The sequence below is a fragment of the Pseudomonas sp. TWI929 genome (genome assembly GCF_039673335.1).
GTDB lineage: Bacteria > Pseudomonadota > Gammaproteobacteria > Pseudomonadales > Pseudomonadaceae > Aquipseudomonas.
Window position 1 is genome coordinate 32,310 of sequence record NZ_JBDJLK010000022.1, and the last position, 18,590, is coordinate 50,899.

At 62.9% G+C, this 18,590-nt stretch carries 11 protein-coding genes; 7 read left to right on the forward strand and 4 right to left on the reverse strand.

Going from position 1 to position 18,590, the window contains the following annotated elements; genetic code table 11:
* Positions 1–41: 41 nt before the first annotated feature.
* From ABE456_RS12005 to ABE456_RS12020, 4 genes are all read right to left on the reverse strand, one after another.
* Entirely contained in the window at positions 42–4,541 is a 4,500-nt protein-coding gene (locus ABE456_RS12005) for an NEL-type E3 ubiquitin ligase domain-containing protein (protein WP_346644111.1), read from the reverse strand.
* Positions 4,542–4,647: 106 nt separating this feature from the next.
* Entirely contained in the window at positions 4,648–9,132 is a 4,485-nt protein-coding gene (locus ABE456_RS12010) for a DUF6543 domain-containing protein (RefSeq protein WP_346644112.1), read from the reverse strand.
* A 78-nt stretch (positions 9,133–9,210) separates the two neighbouring features.
* Positions 9,211–11,571 carry a DNA polymerase II gene (locus tag ABE456_RS12015; protein ID WP_346644113.1) on the reverse strand — a complete coding sequence of 787 codons (2,361 nt, stop codon included), beginning with the start codon at positions 11,569–11,571 and terminating at the stop codon, positions 9,211–9,213.
* A 414-nt stretch (positions 11,572–11,985) separates the two neighbouring features.
* The gene (locus tag ABE456_RS12020; RefSeq protein ID WP_346644114.1) at positions 11,986–12,906 is read right to left on the reverse strand and encodes a LysR substrate-binding domain-containing protein; all 921 of its coding nucleotides are present in this window, start codon (positions 12,904–12,906) and stop codon (positions 11,986–11,988) included.
* Positions 12,907–13,066: 160 nt separating this feature from the next.
* On the opposite strand from ABE456_RS12020, the gene ABE456_RS12025 reads away from it, so the two are divergent.
* From ABE456_RS12025 to ABE456_RS12055, 7 genes are all read left to right on the forward strand, one after another.
* Entirely contained in the window at positions 13,067–13,855 is a 789-nt protein-coding gene (locus ABE456_RS12025) for a YqcI/YcgG family protein (RefSeq protein ID WP_346644115.1), read from the forward strand.
* Positions 13,856–13,857: 2 nt separating this feature from the next.
* The gene (locus tag ABE456_RS12030) at positions 13,858–14,484 is read left to right on the forward strand and encodes a LysE family translocator (RefSeq protein WP_346644116.1); all 627 of its coding nucleotides are present in this window, start codon (positions 13,858–13,860) and stop codon (positions 14,482–14,484) included.
* Between the two features lie 39 nt (positions 14,485–14,523).
* Positions 14,524–15,606 (forward strand): hypothetical protein, encoded by a 1,083-nt coding sequence (locus ABE456_RS12035; protein ID WP_346644117.1) that lies wholly within the window; start codon positions 14,524–14,526, stop codon positions 15,604–15,606.
* A gap of 133 nt (positions 15,607–15,739) precedes the next feature.
* Positions 15,740–16,441: a sel1 repeat family protein gene (locus ABE456_RS12040; RefSeq protein ID WP_346644118.1), complete on the forward strand. Its 702-nt coding sequence runs from the start codon at positions 15,740–15,742 to the stop codon at positions 16,439–16,441.
* A gap of 273 nt (positions 16,442–16,714) precedes the next feature.
* Positions 16,715–17,407 carry an AzlC family ABC transporter permease gene (locus ABE456_RS12045; RefSeq protein ID WP_346644119.1) on the forward strand — a complete coding sequence of 231 codons (693 nt, stop codon included), beginning with the start codon at positions 16,715–16,717 and terminating at the stop codon, positions 17,405–17,407.
* Complete coding sequence (locus ABE456_RS12050) at positions 17,404–17,718, forward strand: AzlD domain-containing protein (protein WP_016714697.1); 315 nt, start codon at positions 17,404–17,406, stop codon at positions 17,716–17,718. Before ABE456_RS12045 ends, ABE456_RS12050 begins: the two co-directional genes overlap by 4 nt.
* Positions 17,715–18,578 (forward strand): AraC family transcriptional regulator, encoded by an 864-nt coding sequence (locus ABE456_RS12055; RefSeq protein ID WP_346644120.1) that lies wholly within the window; start codon positions 17,715–17,717, stop codon positions 18,576–18,578. Before ABE456_RS12050 ends, ABE456_RS12055 begins: the two co-directional genes overlap by 4 nt.
* Positions 18,579–18,590 lie beyond the last annotated feature (12 nt).

An 18,590-nucleotide genomic window follows, 5' to 3' on the forward strand; every position in this document is an offset into this window, starting at 1 on the left:
GGCTCCACACGCGCTGGTAACGTGAGCATAGTCCAATGCGCTCACACCCACCGCTGCAAAGCCGCAGCAGTCAGTTGCAATTCAGTCTGCTCGGTCCACTGTCTTATCTGCACCATCAATGCCGCAGCGGCCTGCTCGTCGGCATCGGGCTGCAGTTGGTTCTGCAAATGCTCAGGCACCTCCAGCTCGCGGGCATAGCGCTGTTCCATGTAGCGGCGCCAAAACGGTTGTTCGACCATCCACACCGACAGGGTTTCCGCTGTTTCGCTTTCCCTTATGCGGTCACGCACGTTGGCAACTGCATCATCGCTCAGATTCGGAATGCCTTCATGGAGCATGCCATGCACATTGCCCGGCAACGCCAGCACGTCCCTCAGACGGATCGAATAGGCCAGCGCCCATTCGATCGACTCTTTGCGAACGCCTGCAGCATTGGCCTCGTGCAAGGCAATCAGGTCGACCTGCCCCTGCCGCCACAGCTGTCGGGCGAGCTTCACCAGAGCACCTTCCTGATCAGCGTCCGGCGCCGCGCGTTCCGCCTGCCAAACCAGTTTGCGGATTTCCAGTTGCCCAAACACCACCGTAGCGTTGTCGGCACAGTGCTCGATCAGCGCACTGGAGAAGATCTCCTCTGCCAACTGCGGCACGTCCTGCATGCTCTCCATCAGCTCGAACACTCGAATCGCAAGGATTTCACCGTAACGTGGGTGTTTGAAGTCACGTGACTGAGTGAGCTGTGATAACAGGCCCAGGAAATTGCTGGAGCCATCCATCTGCTCGACGCAGATCCAGACGCCTGCCAATCCTTCACGCTGTATGCCCTCAAGCCGATCCAGCCAACGCAGCCTGAGTGGCACCAGGCTGGTCCTGGGGATATTCCAGTCAGCCTGCATTTCAGCCGTCTGGTGCACTGGAAGTGGATTGCCCGATAACTGCACGTAACCCGTTTGCCATAAGCGCGACTGAACGAAACCGGTTGGCAGGGAGGTCAGGCGATTGTTTGCGGCATCCAGCAAGTACAGCTCCGAACAATTCAACAAGCCTGTCGGAATTGCAGCCAGACCGGTATCGCGTAAACGCAGCTCCATCAAGTGCGGCATGCGGCTGACGGAAAACCCGGTGTACAGGTTGTTGTTCGACAGGTTCAGGTAGCGCAGTTGGCTGCAGAACCCGAGAACATCTGCCTGAGTGCGGTCAAGCGCTATCCTGTTGTCAGAAAGGTCCAGAATCCGCAAACTGCCAAGCTCGCTCAAGCCTGCCGGCAAACGTTGCAGGAAGTTGCTGCTGAGCCCCAATGTCACCAGATTGGGAAAACATCGCAGAAAACCATCCGGTACCGCCGTCAGCAGCAAACTGCCGAGGGACAGTTCTGTAACATGTGGAAAGTTGAATGCTGCCCCTAGCTCGGGCAATGAGCGCAACTCATAACCGGTGTAATGCCATGCCGTGGCCAACCTCCCCGTTTGCGCCATGTCCCGATAGGGAATCAACTCCCGCCAGCACAGCATCAGCGCCTTGCGAAACCGCTTGCGCTCGGCCTTTTCGCTGGCAAGCGTTCCTTGCCACTCCCAGTTCCTCAACTGCCTTTCCAACTGACGTGCCTGCTGTTCGAGCATGCCCAGTTCACGCTCGGTATCACGCCCTGCCGCATGCAAGCTGACAAGCCAGGCATTGATTTGCTCTTCACTGTAGGCTGGGTACAGGTCGCGCAGCCGGGCAGCAAACGCACGCGGCCGTGCCAACGGGCGGGCAAGACGCCCCAGGATACCGCCCAGCGGATAACCTACTCTGCCATCAGCCAACCGCGTGGGTGTCAGCAGCCAAGGTTGCTGGTTATTCTTGCCGAGCACCTGTGCAACCAGGTCGGTTCGACCACTTACCTGCCCTGCCAAGGACCGACGCAGGCTTTGCGGGCCGGGTTCATTGATGCCCATGGCGGTGAAGTCTGCACTATCGAGCGCAGCGCGCAGGGTTGCAAACAGCTCCCCAGGGCCAGCCAGGTCGACCCCCAGGGCATCTTCAAGCTCGAACAACCCTGACTTATGCACCAGCCTGAAGGTCAACCCGCCACCCTCGGTGACGAATACCGGCCTGGGTGCATCGCCATCGTACAGGCGCCAACGGGGCCTCACCGCCCTTGCGTCCAGGCTCTGCAGCAAAGTCAGCGCAGCCTTGGCGAGGTCAAGGGTCTGGGGCGTATCGATGAACAATGCCTCGCAAGCCCGGGCAACGCGTATACGCAGTGCGGTCAGCCTGGCCTTGTCGACCATGCGAAACGGCACGGTGCCCTGGATCAATGCGCGGTAGTCTTTCCCTTCCACGGCCAGGCCCTTTACCAGCTCAGCCGCGGCCGCCCGGTGCAGGCTGGGGAACGCGCGGCGCAACGTCGTCAACGGCGCGTCTTCAGGTGCTTGCTGTTCGTTGTACAACTGCTGGAAAAACTGACGCCGTTTCAGCGAAATCTGCGCGATCAGTTCCGGCCCTGCCTGTTCAGTCACGCCTGGCAATGCCCGGGCTTTGAGCAACAACGCCTGATCATCAGGCCACCGCCCAGCCGTCAGGCTATCAAGCAAGGCCTGAATGCGACTGTCGATCAACAACCTATCCAGCGTGTCGAACACTTCTGCATCCGGTGGCCGGCCATACACATGCAGAGCCCGCAGGTTATCCGTGTCCAGCCCATGCATGGCCATGGCCTGGTCGATCTGTTGATTGTCCAGGCGGGCGAAGCGTTCGCCGAGCCGGCGGAACATCCAGTGGCGGTCAGTCCAGCTGGCCGGCTGCTCGCTCCACAGCCGCCATGCGCCGGCGCCATTGTGGCGCAAGGCAGGTGCATGACCACGGTGTGGCTTGAGCTGCCATTCGCCCTCGGCGCCTTGCATGGCTTCGTAGCAATGCCCGTCCAGGGTGATCCAGCTCCTGCCTTGAGCACGGTAGACCCCTTGCGCATCAGCCACACTGCCCACAGGTGGTGCCACGCTGCGGTAAGGCTGCAAGTCGCCGTTCCAGAGTTTCTGTGTGCTGTCGTCCAGACGCGCCGGCACCCAGCTATCCACAGCGGCCCAGGCCCGGCTCGCTTCGCGCCAGATCACCGCAGTGGCACCTATGAACGCCAGCTCGCGGGTGACGTTGAGCAAGTGGTCCATGGCGGCGTCACTGTCGCCCTCACGCCAGTCCTCCACAGCATGGAACAGCTCACCCAGCAGGTCCCAGACCATGACGGCCAGCAATACGGCGTTCAGCGCGGGAATGAACACGCCTGCCACACTGCTCAATGTCCAGGCCACGGCAGCCATGCGCTTGTCGTGTGCCGCTTGCTCTTGGCGGTCCATGTCTGCAACGGGCACGGCTATGACTGCGGCGTCGTCCTTGATATGCGCGATGCGTGCCGAGGCAAGGTGGTCGAACAGCGGCAGCGGATAGTCCAGCAGATGCTGGTCCATCTCTCGCGTCGCCGTATCCACCACGTCTACCAGTTGGCTGGCCACGCAGGAGAAAAACTGCCGGCTGTCCCGTCGCCTGACAAAGCGGGTGAAGAACGTCTGGTAGTCGGCGCTGCGCAGTCGTTTGCCCAAGACCTTGCGAATGAAGGTTTCCAGGTCTGCAGCCACGCTCCAGGGGCCGTTGGGGTCACCCGGTATATAGACGATGATCCGGCGGCTGGCATTGAACAGCCACCCTTCGTGCAGCACTTCAAGCACCACGATCTGCTGCAGGGGGCTGCCGAATGCCTGCAGTTGCCGAGCCACTACCTTGGACTCGTAGAACGTACCTGGCCGGCCTTCGTTGCACAGCTCCAGCACCAGCTGCAGTTCTGCGCCGCTGAGCACACCCTCGCTCTTGGCCTTGCACGCATCGATCAGCATGACCGAGCGGTACAGCCGGGCCAGGGTCGAGGTCATGTCCTGCCAGCCTCCGGCCTGGCTGGCGGGCGCCTCGAGGATGCTGTCCAGATGCCGCTGATAGCGTCCGCCGAGGTCCAGCTGTCGACACAGGCGGGCGAATGCCGGGGCGCTGAGCGAGCCCACGCATCGCCACTGGTTGTCGATGATACAGTTGTCCTTGGGCTGCTCATTCCGGCTCTCGCCTTCGGTAAAATTGCTCAGCGCCGCCTCGATCAGCGGGACGTCGAAATAGTCTTTTTCCTTCAGCGGGTGGCGCCCCCAGGAAATACCCTGCTTGTAGGCAGTGCGGGTGTACCAGCTGCGCAAATACAGGTGATTGCTGTCGTACCCGGCGCCCGCGGTTTCACGCACCGCCTGTTGCAGCAATGGCCTGGCAAAACTGTCAATACCCTCGATACGTGCCAGCTCGCCTTTGAGCCACTGGCGACAGGCCAGGCTGTGCCTGAGGGCATTGCGCAAGGCTTCGTGCTGCGCTTCATACAGGCCATTGACCGGGATGTGCTGCTGGGTCGGTGACACAATGCGCAGCTGCCGCAGCCACTTGGGCAGGCGCGTGACGATCAGGCTGTCCTGATAGGCCTGCTCCATGGCGAGCACATCGACACGTGGCGGTTGATCTGACGTGGGGCGGGTCACCTTGTCGAACCTCTGTCTGATACAAAGGCTCGACGGTAAGGGAAACGCCGACCGGCAGTAGGGTAGTTAATTACCGCACCCACCGCTCAAGCGCGGGTACCGCGCTTCAACCCAGAGGCAGCGGCGGGCGCAATGCCACGGCAGCCAGCGACTTGGCGATAGCCTCACGTGTCAGATGCCGCTGCATGTTCAACAGGCGTTGCTGCGTGCGCGCTTGCAACTGGTCGTACTCCGGCAGTGCAGCACCGCGCGCGTCCAGCGCCTCCAGCTCATCGTGCATCGATTGCGGCACGCGCAGCAAGGTCTCGTAGGTTTGCGCCAGGTACTCGGCCCAGTAGCGCTGCCTGAGCAGGAAATCCACCAGTGCATCGACTGTCTGCAAGCGGCGCACGTCACGCGCGGCGCGGGCAAGGTCGTGTGCGCTTAGCGCGGCAACCCCGGGGTTGAGCATTTCATCGTGCTCGATCGGCAGGTCCAGTTGCTCGACCAGCCCCAGGCGATAGGCCAAGGCATATTCCAGCGACTCTTCGGGGTTACCGTTGCGAATGGCATGCAACGCGGCCAGTTCATCGAGTGTTTCCAGGCGCCAGCACTGGGCGCCGACGCTCAGCAGCGCCCGCTGGCGGTCTTCCGTGCCTTGTGCATGCAACGCTTTCCAGACCTTAACCCTCACCTCCAGGTCACTGAAGCGCAAGGTGGCGTTGTCCTGGCAATCTTCGGTCAGCGAGTGCGCGTACAGTTCTGCCTGCAATGCAGGGCGTTCACTCATGTAGCTGATCATTCGTTGCACGCGCAGTGCCAGATAACGGGCCAGGATCTCGGTGCGGGTATCCGCAGACGAGGCGAGCCTTTTCAGCAAATGAAAGAAGTGCTCCGAACGCCTGTCGGCCTGCAACGTATCCCACGTGTTGGCCAGGCGATCACGCTCTGTGGCGTTGACCAGATCAAGCCAATGCAAGCGGGTGGGCAAGGCTTCATCCGTTACGTCATTCCACACGTTCTGCGCCTCCTGCAGTGGGTTGCCAGCCAGCCTCACCCGGCGGTTCAGCCACAATGCCGACCGGTAGAAGGCGAAAGGCAACGTGCGTATACGGTTGCCGCCAAGGTCAAGGGTATGCAGCGCCGCCGCCTGCATGAGGCCCTCAGGTACGTCGTCCAGCTCACTATTGCTGAGCATCAGCACCCGCAAGTGCTGCATCTGCTGCAGCGAAAAGCTTCGCCGCAAGGGGTTATCCGACAGGTTCAGGTACACCAGCGAACTGCACCGGGCCAGCAGGTCAGTGGCGCGACCATCCAGACGAATCTGGTTGCCGGACAGATCAAGCACCTCCAGGCGCTCGGCCAGCCCGGCCGCTATGGGCAGGCTGCGCAGCCGGCAGTGGGTCACACTCAGGCTAGTCAGCGTACTGAAGGCGTGCAGGAAGTCATCGGGGACCCTGCGCAACTGCAGGGCCCGCAGCGAAATGTCAGACACATGGGAAAAATCGACGCCGGCGGGGATGACGGGTAGCTCATCAAGGTTGCTGGCAAACGATCTAAATGCATAGGTGGTACCGACATTGGAAAGCGCCCTGGGCAGCAGGTGCCGCCAGCAATCGATCAGCCCGCGGGCAAATTCGCCACGCGACGTCCAGGCCCACAGCTTGGGTGTAGCCCGCTTCCAGCTTCGCAACTGCCGGCTCAGTGTCTTCAACTGTTGCTTCAATGCCGACAGTTGCGCGGCAGGTTCGGTGTTGGAACGGCGCAGGGTGGCCAGCCATTCGTCAATCTGCTCGTCACTGAACCCGGGGTAGAGGTCACGCAGCTCGGCAGCAAGGTTGCGTACCCCTTGCCGGCCAGGCCCCAGCCAATTGCGCCAGCCAGACAACGGGTAACCGATGCGGTGCTGATCGAGCCGCTGCGGCGGCAGGAAAAGCCCGACCGGGCGCTTCATGTTGAGTGCATCAGCAATGACCCGCTGCCCGGTCATCACCCGCTGCGCAACTGCCATGCGCAAACGCTGGGCGAACGGCTCACCCAGCCCCAGCGCCTGGCGATACTCAGTGCTGCTGGCCAGGCTGAGCGCTTCGAAAATACTGCTGGCCGAACCTGACGCCTTGCCAGCCGGATCCTCCAGCTGGAACAGCCCATGCGCAAAGCGCACATGCACTTCTTGTCCACCGCCCTCGCTGCTGGCCAAGGGTTGCAAGGCGCTGCCATCGAACAACCGCCAACGCGGCCCGGCATCTGCGCCCGGCAGTTGTCCGACTACCGCCAGCACCACACGGGCTGTGTCAAGATTCTGCGGCAGCTCGAACAGCAGCGATTCACGTACACGTACACTGCGGATACGCCTTGCCAGCTCGGCAGCATGGTAGCCCGCTTCATGACTGGCAGCCCCCAGCACCTGTTCGGCAGCCAGCTGGTGCAGGCTGGGGAAATCCCGTCGCAACACCTGGGTATCGGCAGTCACCGGGTACTGCTCGTAATACAGTTGCTCCAGCAGCGAGTAACGCCGGCTCCAGACCAGCTCGGCCAACGCCCCGTCCGTCAGCGCCGCACCGCTGCCCCAGCGCCGGACCCTGGCCAGCAGCGCGTCATCCTCCACTCCTTCGCCACTACGCAACTGGTCGACCAGGCGCTGGATGCGATTGGTCAACGCCACACGGCTGACCGTATCCACCAGGCAGGCGTCCGGCGCCTGGTTGCAGACATGCAACCCGCGCAAATGGTCGGCATCGATACCATGTATCGCCATGACCGCGTCGGCCTGTTCGGCAGGCAGCGTGCTGAACGCGCCCCCCAGCCGATTGAACATGCGCGGCACATCGTCCCATTCCACGGGTTGTTCGCACCACACGCGCCACGCCCCGGCGTCGTTGTGCCGCAATAGCGGCCCGTGGCCCTGCACCGGTTTGATCTGCCATTCGCCATCGGCGCGTTGCAGCACCTCGAAAAAAGCCCCCTCCAGCTTGACCCAGGACCGCCCTGCCAGGCGGTAAACCCCCAACGTATCGACGATGGCCTGAACGGGGGGTGGCGTACTGCGAAACGGCTGCAGGTCGAACTGCCAGAGTTTTTCGCCACCGCCCTCCAGGCGCGCCGTCAGCAAGGGGTCAACCAGGCTCCATTGGCGGCTGACCGTGCGCATCACTACCGCCGTGATGCCCAGCTCTACCACTTGCCTGGCCACATCCAGCACATGGTCCAGCGCCGCCCGGCAGTCACCCTCACGCCAGGCCTCGACAGCATGAAACACCTCCTTGAGCAAACCCCAGCCGGCTGCCGCCACCAACAAGTTGTTCAGCCCCGGCACGAACAACCCCACCACACCGGCGATCATCCACGCGGCATTCAACAGCCGATCCTGCCGCGTCTGCTCGACCTCGCTGTCCACCTGGGCGACCGGCACGGCAATGAATGCCGCGTCGTCCTTGACCTGGTCGACCCACGCCTGCGCCAGATGGGGGAACAACGGCAGCGGATAATCTGCCATGTGCTGGTCCATGTCACGCGATGCCCACTCGGCAACATCCATCAACTCGTTGCCGACCCGCGCAAAGAACCCCGGGCGATCACGGCGGCGTACGAAACGGCTGAAAAACTGTTGATAGGGTTGCCCGGCCAAGCGCTTGCTCAAGGTCCGGCGAACGAAAGCGTCCAGGTCGGTGGCGATGTTCCACGGGCTGACCGGGTCATCCGGGATATAAACCAGCAGCCGCCTGCTGGACTTGAAGCCGACGAAGTTATCGATGATGTCGAGCACGACGACCTGCTCGAGCCTGCAACCGTACACCGTCAACTGCCGGACGCGAGCCTCCAGCCCGGCAACGGTGCCAGGGCGCCCCTCACGGCACAACCCAAGCACCCATTCAAGATCGTCCGCTGTCAGGCCCCCTTCGCTCCGGGCGCGGCAGGCGTCGATCAACATCGACGAGCGCAGCAGCCCTTGCAGCGACGACGTCACTTCGTAGCCACTTGCCGTAGCGTTCGCCGCCGGCGACAGAACCCCATCCAGGTGTTGCTGATACCGCCCACCAAGGTCCAGCCTGCGGCAACAACGGGCAAACGCGGCCGCCGTCATCGGCGTAAAGGCGGCACCGCCGCGATCAACCAGTCGGTCATGGCGCGGCAGCCCATCACCCCGTGCTTCGACCTCGGTAAAATTCGCCAGCGCGGCGGTCAGCAGTGGCACGTCATAGCTCCCCTGCTGCTGCTGGGGCAAACGGCCGAAGGGGTGGTCAGGCTCGGGCGAAATACTGAAGTAATGATGCCGAAGGTGCAGCCCGTCACTGTCGACCGGATAGCCGAGTTCATCGTTCAGCGCGCGTTCGAGCAGTGGTTTGCAGAACTGCGTGATGTCTTTGATCCGCTGCAGTTCAAGCGTCAGACGCTGCCAGCCGTGCAAGCTGGTTTTCAGGGCTTCGAGCAGCGCCGCCAGTTGTGTCGGGGTCAGGCTCATCGGCATCGCCCGAGCCTGCGTGAGCTCGCCTGCCACCCTGATGTTACGCAGCCAGGCTGGCAACGCACGGGCGATCAGGCCATCCTGAAAGCCTTGTTCCAGTGCCCGGGTATCCCCTGCGGCGTGCCCGGGTATCATTGTGTCAGCCATTGCCAGCCCTCTGCATCATCGAGGGCGCAACGCTAACCGCAAGCCTGGGCGCAGCAGTGCTACCCAGATACCGCACCGTCAGAACAACAACAGCTGACGCTCGGTCAGTGCGGCGAAGTCATCACCCACAAACGGCAGGATCGCATCGGCCACAGGCTGTAACTGGCGGCTCAAATAGTGCTCGTAGTCGATTGGCGCCTGCTGGTTTTCCAAAGGTTCGGGGCCTGACGTGGTGATCAGGTAGCTGATCCAGCCACCGCGCTGGTACTGCTTCGGCCGGCCCAGGCGGCTGTTGTAGTCGTCGGCCAGGCGCGCAGCGCGCACATGTGGCGGCACGTTACGCTGGTAGTCGGCCAACGGCCGGCGCAGGCGCTTGCGGTACACCAGCAGCTCATCGAGCTCGCCCGCCAGCGTCTGCTGCACGTACTGGCGCACATAGTCGCGGTACGGCTGGCCACGGAAGATACGCCCGTACAGTTCCTGCTGGAATTGCCGGGCCAGCGGCGACCAGTCAGTACGCACCGATTCCAGGCCTTTGTAGACCATCTCTTCACTGCCATCGGCCCGTTGCACCAGACCGGCATAACGCTTCTTGCTGCCTTCGTCCGTGCCGCGGATGGTCGGCATCAGAAAACGCCGGTAATGCACTTCGAACTGCAGTTCCAGGGCGCTTTCCAGGTTCATGGTGGCGCGCAGGTGTTCACGCCACCATTGGTTGACCTGGGCCACCAGCGCTCGGCCGATGCGTGCCGCAGCCTCCTCGCCATGGGCACCCTTGAGCCAGACGAAAGTGGAATCGGTATCGCCGTAGATAACCTCATAACCCTCGGCTTCGATCAGTGCCCGGGTCTGGCGCATGATCTGGTGGCCACGCATGGTGATCGACGAGGCCAGGCGCGGATCGAAGAAGCGGCAGCCGCTTGAGCCCAGCACCCCGTAGAAGGCATTCATGATGATCTTCAGGGCCTGAGACAGCGCTGCGTTGCCTTCACGCTTGGCCGCTTCCCGGCCCTGCCAGACCCGCTCGACGATGGCCGGCAGGCAATGCTGACTACGCGAGAAACGCCCACCGCGGAAGCCTTCCACCGAGTGCTCATCGTCTGGCAGACGCAAACCTTCGACCAGCCCTACCGGGTCGATCAGGAACGTACGGATGATCGACGGGTACAAGCTCTTGTAGTCCAGCACCAGCACCGAGTCATACAGCCCCGGGCGCGAGTCCATGACGAAGCCGCCGGGGCTGGCTTCGTCGGGGCGGCTGCCAAGGTTGGGCGCGACGAAGCCCAGGCGATGCATTTGCGGGATGTACAGGTGGCAGAAGGCTGCCACCGAACCACCGCTGCGGTCCACGGCAAGGCCGGTGACCGAGGAACGTTCCAGCAGGAACTCAAGCAGCCGGGTGTGGGCGAAAATACGCGTGACCAGCTCGCAGTCCTTGAGGTTGTAGCGCGCCAGCGCCGGTTTGTCCTCGGCGAAGCGGCGATTGATTTCGTCCATGCGCTGGTACGGTGTGTCAATGGCCTTGCCTTCACCAAGCAAAGTCTGGGCGACACTCTCCAGGCTGAACGACGGGAAGCTCCAGGTGGCCGAGCGCAGTGCCTCGATCCCGTCGATCAGCAACCGCCCTGGGGCATCAGCGAATACGTGGCCACCACCGGCATGGCTGCGCAAGGTCATCGGTGCACCGTTACGGCCCAGAGTCAGCGGCACCTGCAGCTGCTTGGCATGTTCATGCAACAGGCGCAAGTCGAACTGGACCAGGTTCCAGCCAATGATTGCATCCGGGTCGTGCAAAGCCACCCACTGGTTGAGGCAAACCAGCAGCGCGGCGCGGTCATCGCAGTAGTGCAGGTCAAAGTCAACGCCAGCAAGATCGCCGTTGGCCGGACCAAGCATGTACACCTGGCGCTGGCCGCAGCCCTCAAGGGCAATGCTGTACAGCTCGCCACGCTCGCTGGTCTCGATGTCCAGAGACACCAGGCGCAGCGGTGGGCGATAGCCCGGCAGCGGCTTGAGCTGGGCATTGCAGAGCACGCCCTGAGCATCAGGTTTACCAGTAAATTGCACCGGGGCAGTAATGAAGCGCTCCATCAAGTAGCGCTCGGGCGGGCGGATATCCGCTTCGAACACTTCGATGCCGGCGCCGCGCAGGCGCTGCTCCAGTTGCATCAGCTGCCGGTGCTGGCGGCAGTACAGGCCCAGCACCGGGCGCTGATCGAAGTCCTTGAGTTGCAGGGGCCGCAGTTCAACACCAGGCTCGTTGGCCAGCAACACCCGCGCATGCGCCTCCTGCGCCTGCGGCACGAACGCCACCGACTCCTGCGGTGCCAGGCGCAGCTGCCGTGGCCCCTGATCGGTAGCCAACCAGAATTCCACGCAGGTGCCTTCAGGCGTGTCATGCCAATGCCGGGTCAGGACAAAGCCCTGCTGCAACTCCACTGCGTCGACCTCTGAATCGTTTGTTGTGCTAATGCTGGCGATTCTACCGCCGACGCACGGTTGCAGCGCATTTTTGTAGGAGCGGCCTTGTGTCGCGATGGGGCGCGCAACGGCCCCACGATTTCAGCTTCGCCGCGGGTACTGCTGGGGCCGCGTTGCGGCCCGATCGCGACACAAGGCCGCGCCTATAAGGGGACCGCGCAGCCTCCGTAAGACATTTCTGAACATGAAACCAAATGCTTCAGAATTTCGCGCCTCTGCCTCAGAAAAAACTGGCCTGAAAAAATGTAGGAGCGAGCTTCGCTCGCGATGCGCCGCGCGGGCGGCGCTCGGTCTCCCAGGCGCCGAGCCCCTCAAGAAAAACGCCCCCGCCACAAAACCGCTCCACCGCCGTACCTCATGCCAAGCGCGTACTCAACCGTACAGGTAGTTGATGTCCTTATAGGCCAGCGGCGGTACCTGGCCGAGCAGGAAGTCGCGCAGCTTGTGCATCTGCCGGGCCTTGGGGCTTGCCTTGAGCCAGGTCATGTAATACCCATCGCCAGTGGCCACCGCGTGCTTGAACGGCGTGACCAGGCGCCCGGCAGCCAGGTCGGCCGTGGCCAGCACCAGGTCCACCACCGAGATGCCCAGGCCTTGCTGGGCGGCCGAGATACCTTGGTCAAGGGTGTCGAACACCTGGCCTTGGTCGATGCTGATGTCCAGCGCGTCCATGCGCGCCAGCCAGCGCCGCCAGTCACGTCGGTCGGGCGACGGGTGCAAGAGTTCGCACTGGCGCAGGTCGGCCAGGTCCGGTTGCTGTGACGTCATGTAATCCGGGTGGCACACCGGGATCAGCCATTCATCGAACAGCTTGATACTTTCGACATCGGCTGGAAAACGCCCGTTGGCCAGCAGAATGGCGCAGTCGTAGGGCTCGGAGTAGAAGTCCACACTGTCGATGTCCATCCACACGCTGGACAACTGCACACTGCAGTTGTCGTCGTCCTTCTTGAACGCATCCAGCGCTCGCAGCAACCAACGCATGGTGAGCGTGGAAGGCGCCTTCAGGCGCAGGCCGTAGCGGTCCTGGCGCAGCAGTGCACAGGCATTTTCGATGATCTTGAAGCCGACCTTGAGCTCTTGCGCCAGCAAGCGGCCGTGCTCGGTCAGGCTCAGTTTCGGGCCACGACGTTCGAACAGGTCGCAGCCAAACATGGCTTCAAGCGTTTTGATGTGGTGGCTGACGGCGCCCTGGGTCAGCGCCAGTTCCTCTGCCGCGCGGGTGAAAGAGCCATAACGAGAGGCCACCTCGAAGGCACGCAAGGCGTGCAAAGCCTGAATCCGTTCCGACATGTAGACGCCCCAAGCATGAGTAAGACTAATAGTAGGTCATAGTTCCACGCGTTTTACAACGTTAACTCCGTCTCAGAAAATGCAGGTAAACAATAAACATAACCAAGATCCTGCCTGCATATGACTGGAACGTTACTTTAACTAAACGCCTGGGGAAATCATGTTTACGGGTTATGGAAATTGCTATCGCCTGGACGCGCTAGAGCTGGCCGCTGAACATGGTGCTAACTCACAGCATTGGACGTATCAGACCATAAATCACTTTCGCAGTGTTCTCGCCAACCCCGATTTTCCCTGCCTGTTCGGGCGCAAGGCGGTTAATGGTGAAACCTGTCACATTCTCTTCGCCCGTGCCGAGCAACTGGCCGATGACATCGCCCAGGGCCTTGCCGACTATGTGTGCAGCATGGCGCCGATCAAACCCAAGCAGCGCATCGGCAGCCCGCTGGTGGTGTTCCTCGAAACCACAACAACGAGCACCCTGGCCGAACAACAATCCCTGGCCTGGAAGGTACTTCACGGCGTGCATGCGCGCGACCCTCAGCCCTGGCCGCACGGCATGCCAACCGACCCCGACGACAACGGCTGGTCGTTCTGCTACGCCGGCATGCCGTTGTTCATCAACATGAACTTTCCTGGCCACCAGCAAATGAAAAGCCGCAACCTGGGGCAGCACATCACCTTCGTCATCAACCCGCGGGAGAACTTCGACGAAGTGGCCAACGCCAGCACCGAAAGCGGCCAGCGCATCCGCGAGCGCATTCGCGAACGCGTGCGCCACTACAACGACGGCGTCATGCCAGACACCCTCGGCTTCTTCGGCGATGCCAGCAACTATGAGTGGAAGCAGTACCAACTGCAGGAGGCAGGGTCGCTCAATCCGTCACGCTGCCCGTTCCACGCCCATGCCGCACAGCAGCCAACACCTGACATCCTGATCGAGAACTGACCGTGAATACCGCACTCACAGCTACCTATGCCCTCACCGTCCTGTTGCTGATCGCCACCCCCGGCCCGGTGGTGGCACTGATCGTCAATACCGCAGCCGCCTCCGGCTCGCGCAAGGCCATGTTCACCGCCGTCGGTACCAACTGGGCGTCACTGGTACTGATCGGTGCTGCGGCCTGGATCATCCTCACCAGCGCCGCCATCGACAAGGCCTGGCTCAGCGCCATGAGCCTGCTGGGCTGCCTGTTCATCGGCTACATTGCCGTCGGTACGCTGAAAGACGCCTTGCAGGCGCCTGCGGCAGAAGCGGCGAGCGAGGCTGCCAAACCTGCGCGTGGGGGCCTGCTGCAAGGCTTTATGGTGGGTATCTCCAACCCGAAGGACATCATCTTCTTCATTGCCTTCTTCCCGCAGTTCATCCAGATCACCGAGTCGTTCGGCAAGAGCATGGTGGTGCTGTCGCTGCTGTGGGTAGCCATCGATTTCGCCGTGCTCAGCCTATACATCTTCGCCATCGGCAAGATCGCCTCGCAGCGCAGCAACCGCCTGATCAGCCTGGCCTCGGGCGTCGCCCTGCTAGTGATCGCGGCAGGCGGCCTGCTTTACAACCTGAAAGAACTGGCGGCCTGAATTTGATGCGAAGCGCCCAGTGCAACAGAGGGACAGCCCATGAAAGCAACTGACACGAGCCGGCCCCTTTCACCGTTGCAACAGGATTACCAGCGCTTTCTGCTGCTGGGCAGCCGCCGTGCACCGCACACCGTACATGTGCACGAATCCGGCTACCGCTCCGGCACCATCAACACCGACGCCCTCGGCCTGCGCTACAGCCATTGCGCCGGCAAGCGTTTTTCCGCGGCCGAGCGCGGCGGTGCGTCGCGTGTCAATTTGCTAGTCGGCGGCTCCACCGCCCTGGGCATCGGCGCCAGCTCTGACGAACACACCGTCGCGTCACACCTTTCCATGCTCACCGGCGAAGTCTGGCTGAGCCTGGCCGGCTGCGGGCTTAATGCCAGCCAGGAGCTGCTGATGTTCCTGACCCACCAGCACCGCCTTGGCCAGCTGGGCCATGTGGTCGTGCTTAGTGGCGTCAACAGCCTGGCCCACGAAGCCCTTTGCGAAGTGCTCGCCAGCCCGCACGACCCACAGCACGCCCAGGCCTACCAAGACCTTCTCAACAGTTTCAGCGAAGGCATGCAGCCTACCGAACCCCTTCGTCGGCAGTCGCTGTGGCAGCGTATCGGCCAGGCCCTGGCCGCCCACCCGATCGAGGCGCCCGTGGCCTGGCCGCTGTCGCCCCCCGAGAAGCGCCTGGCGCGCGCTGCCGACAACATTGGCCGCACCCTGCGCCAATGGGACCGCCTGCTAGCAAACAGCCATGCCACCCTCACCTTCATCTTGCAGCCGTTGCTGCCCTGGTGCCGCGATACCTTACCCGCAGGCGAGCAGGCCATGCTGGCCGCGCTGGAGCAACAACCGGCGAATTTCGACCGGCTGCTGGAAGGCGCTTTTGACAGCCAGTTGCACTCGGCTTTTTTCCGCCGAATCAAGAACCAGGCCGATCCGGTCCCCTGCTACGACATGAACTGCATGCTCAGCAGCTCGCCGGTGTTCACTGCCGACCTGTTCGTCGACCGCCTGCACCTGAACGATTTGGGCAACAATGCCCTGGCCAAGGTCATCACTGCCAAGCTTGGCCTGGCTCAGGAAAAACACGCACAGCGCAAGGTCACGCCGATCAAGCTCGTCTGACAGTTATCGGCTTGGTCTTCCGGCCAGCCCCTTTGGGTGGCTAGAATACGCCGTCGTTCTGATTTGCCCGAGGCGCACGCTTGACCGCCATGAACATCGAAGCCGTCCATCTTTACCTGGCATACCGCGGGGTTTGCCAGTGATCCGCCTGCTTCGCCTGCCCCCGCTGTTGCTCGCCCTGATGCCGCTGGCCGCGCACGCGCTGGAGGTACACATCGACCCTCACGCCGACCTGCTCTATCGCCAGGCCTTGCCTTTGCTCGAACAGGCCGACAGCCGGGACGACAGCGCCGGCACATTGCGCACGACCGTGGGTGGCGACCCGGAACTCAGCCGCCAGGGCCAGGCCATGGCCCACACCTTGCCGACAGCGGTTGCCTTGCTGAAGAAGTCCGTAGAGCTGGGCCACCCTGTTGCGCAGTACCGCCTGGCGCTTTACTACATGACCTACCTGCCCGCCGCGCAAATCCCGGATGCCGCCTGCCCATTGCTCGAAGCCAGCCTCAAGCAGGGCTTTGCCGCACCGGCACCCGCCATCGCCGCTTGGTGCCCGCCCTACAACGCCAGCAGCGAGTACCGCAGTGCGCTGGAGGCCATACCCAACATGGCCACCGTATACGCCCCCTACTACCCGCAACCGGCCACCCGCCTGGCCTGCAGCCGCAGCCGGCCGCAAGGCCTGGACATGCTGTGGGGGAGCCAGCGCGATTACCAGGCCGAGGTTTACCGCCTGCTCGGCGACCTCGCCCCGCAGCACCGCCAGAGCCTGCTGCAAAAGGCCGTGGACATCAACGGCTGTGTAACGGCGCAGCAGCACCTGACCAGCCATCCTTGACTGTCTGCCAGACGCTGTTCCATGGGGGAGCGGGCGCGCCCGCGAAAAATCCAACGCGGTGCATGGCACCGGCTGCGCCGGAGTTCGCGGGCACGTCGGACCGCCGCACCGCCGCACCGCCGCACCGCCGCTCCCACAGGGATCGCGCCAGCTTTTTGAAATTGAGCAAGACAGTTGCTCCCACAAGTAACCGCGTCAACCAGCAAGATCGTTCAAGCCTTCCCTTGGTTCGTCTGGCATGCTGGCCTACCACGTACACGCATTGCAGCCATCATGCCCCACATCGCCCGCCAAGCCTTCCTCCACGGCGCCATCGCCATTCTCCCGTTATCCCTGGCCGTCGCGCCCTGGGGCCTGCTGGCCGGTTCCATGGCCATCGAGGCCAACCTCAGCGCCTGGGAGGGGCAAGGGTTGTCGGCCATTGTCTTTGCCGGTGCCGCGCAACTGGTAGCGATTGGCATGCTCAAGGGCGGCGCCAACCTGGCGTCGATCCTGCTGACCACCCTGCTGCTGACCTCACAGCACCTGCTGTACGGCCTGTCCATGCGCCCGGTACTGTCCAGCCAGCCGCTACGCTGGCGGCTGGGCCTGGGCTTCCTGCTGACCGACGAGTTCTTTGCCCTGACCAGCCAATATGACCAACAGCAGTTCAACCGCTGGTATGCCCTGGGCGTGGGCCTGACCTTCTACGTTGCCTGGAACCTGTTCACCCTGGCCGGCATCCTGCTGGGCCAGAACATTCCGCACCTGGACCAACTCGGCCTGGACTTTTCCATCGTCGCCACTTTCGTTGCCCTGATCGCACCGCTGGTGCGCAACCTGGCCACCCTGGTGTGCGTAGCGGTGTCGCTGTTCTGCTCGGTACTGTTCAGCCACTGGCACTGGGAAACCGCCCTGGTGGCCGCAGGCCTGCTGGGCATGAGCGCCGGTTTCGTCTGCCAGAAACTCGCCGGAGCCCGCCCATGACCTGGATCCTGATTTTCGCAATGGGCGCCATCGTGTTCCTCAACCGCTATGCGTTCCTGGAACCGCGCCTGCCCTTGCGCCTGAGCTCCAACGCACGGCAGTTCCTGGGTTTTGCCGTGCCGGGCATGCTCACCGCTATCTGTGGCCCGATCATCTTCATGCCCGACCACCAGCTCAACCTGAGCTTGCTCAACCCCTATCTGCTGGGTTCGCTGGTGGCCATCGCCCTGGTACTGTTGACCCGCAGCGTGTTGCTGAGCATGCTGGTGAGCATGTTGATCTTCTTCTTCCTGCGTAGCTGGCTGGCATGAGCCCCCCCCTGCGCGAGCAGACACACCTCTGGCAGGCGCCGGCCCTGGGCGACGTCGAGATGCTGCACGCGCGCTACTTCCAGCAGCGCTTCGCCCCGCATGTGCACGAAGGCTATGTGTTCACCGTGATCGAGTCCGGCGCCCAGCGCTTCTGGCACCGTGGCAGCGAGCACCTGGCACCGGTCGGCAGCATGGTGCTGATCAACCCGGATGAGCTGCACACTGGCGCCACGGCGCACGAAGCAGGCTGGCGCTATCGCGGCTTCTACCCCGAACACGAGCGCGTCACCGGCGTGCTCGACGAGCTGGAACTGGGCCGCCACGGCATGCCCAGCTTCAAGGACAGCGTGATTCACGACCCCGCCCTGGCCATCGCCTTCAGCCAGCTGCACCAGCTGTCTGAAGCTGGCGCCAGCGCCCTGCAGCAACAAACCGCCTGGCGCCAGGCGGTGCTGGCGCTGGTGCAGCGGCATGGGCAATGCGCCGAACCCTCGGCCCCAGGCCACGAACCGCTGGCCGTGGCCCGGGCCCGCGAGCTGCTGGAAAGCCAGCTGGCCGACCCGCCCTCGCTCGAAGCCCTGGCAGCGGCGGTCAACCTGTCGCCGTTCCACTTTGCCCGGGTGTTCCGCCAGGCCACCGGCCTGCCGCCGCATGCCTGGCTGAAGCAGCGGCGCCTGGCTCGCGCACGGGAAATGCTGAAGAGCGGCCTGGTGGCTTCAGAGGTGGCGTTCGACCTGGGTTTTGCCGACCAGAGCCATTTGAGCCGGCAGTTCAAGCAGGCTTACGGGGTGTCACCGGGGGCCTATCGGCAAGCACACCGCTCGCACTTGCCGTTTAGTATCCCAAAGCATGCGACATAGCCCCTGCGTTAC

Bases quoted from the DNA above. Each gene is read 5' to 3' on its own strand.
- ABE456_RS12020 (WP_346644114.1), bottom strand. From the start codon at position 12,906: ATGTCGGAACGGATTCAGGCTTTGCACGCCTTGCGTGCCTTCGAGGTG.
- ABE456_RS12035 (WP_346644117.1), top strand. From the start codon at position 14,524: ATGAAAGCAACTGACACGAGCCGGCCCCTTTCACCGTTGCAACAGGAT.
- ABE456_RS12025 (WP_346644115.1), top strand. From the start codon at position 13,067: ATGTTTACGGGTTATGGAAATTGCTATCGCCTGGACGCGCTAGAGCTG.
- ABE456_RS12045 (WP_346644119.1), top strand. From the start codon at position 16,715: ATGCCCCACATCGCCCGCCAAGCCTTCCTCCACGGCGCCATCGCCATT.
- ABE456_RS12055 (WP_346644120.1), top strand. From the start codon at position 17,715: ATGAGCCCCCCCCTGCGCGAGCAGACACACCTCTGGCAGGCGCCGGCC.
- ABE456_RS12050 (WP_016714697.1), top strand. From the start codon at position 17,404: ATGACCTGGATCCTGATTTTCGCAATGGGCGCCATCGTGTTCCTCAAC.
- ABE456_RS12010 (WP_346644112.1), bottom strand. From the start codon at position 9,132: ATGGCTGACACAATGATACCCGGGCACGCCGCAGGGGATACCCGGGCA.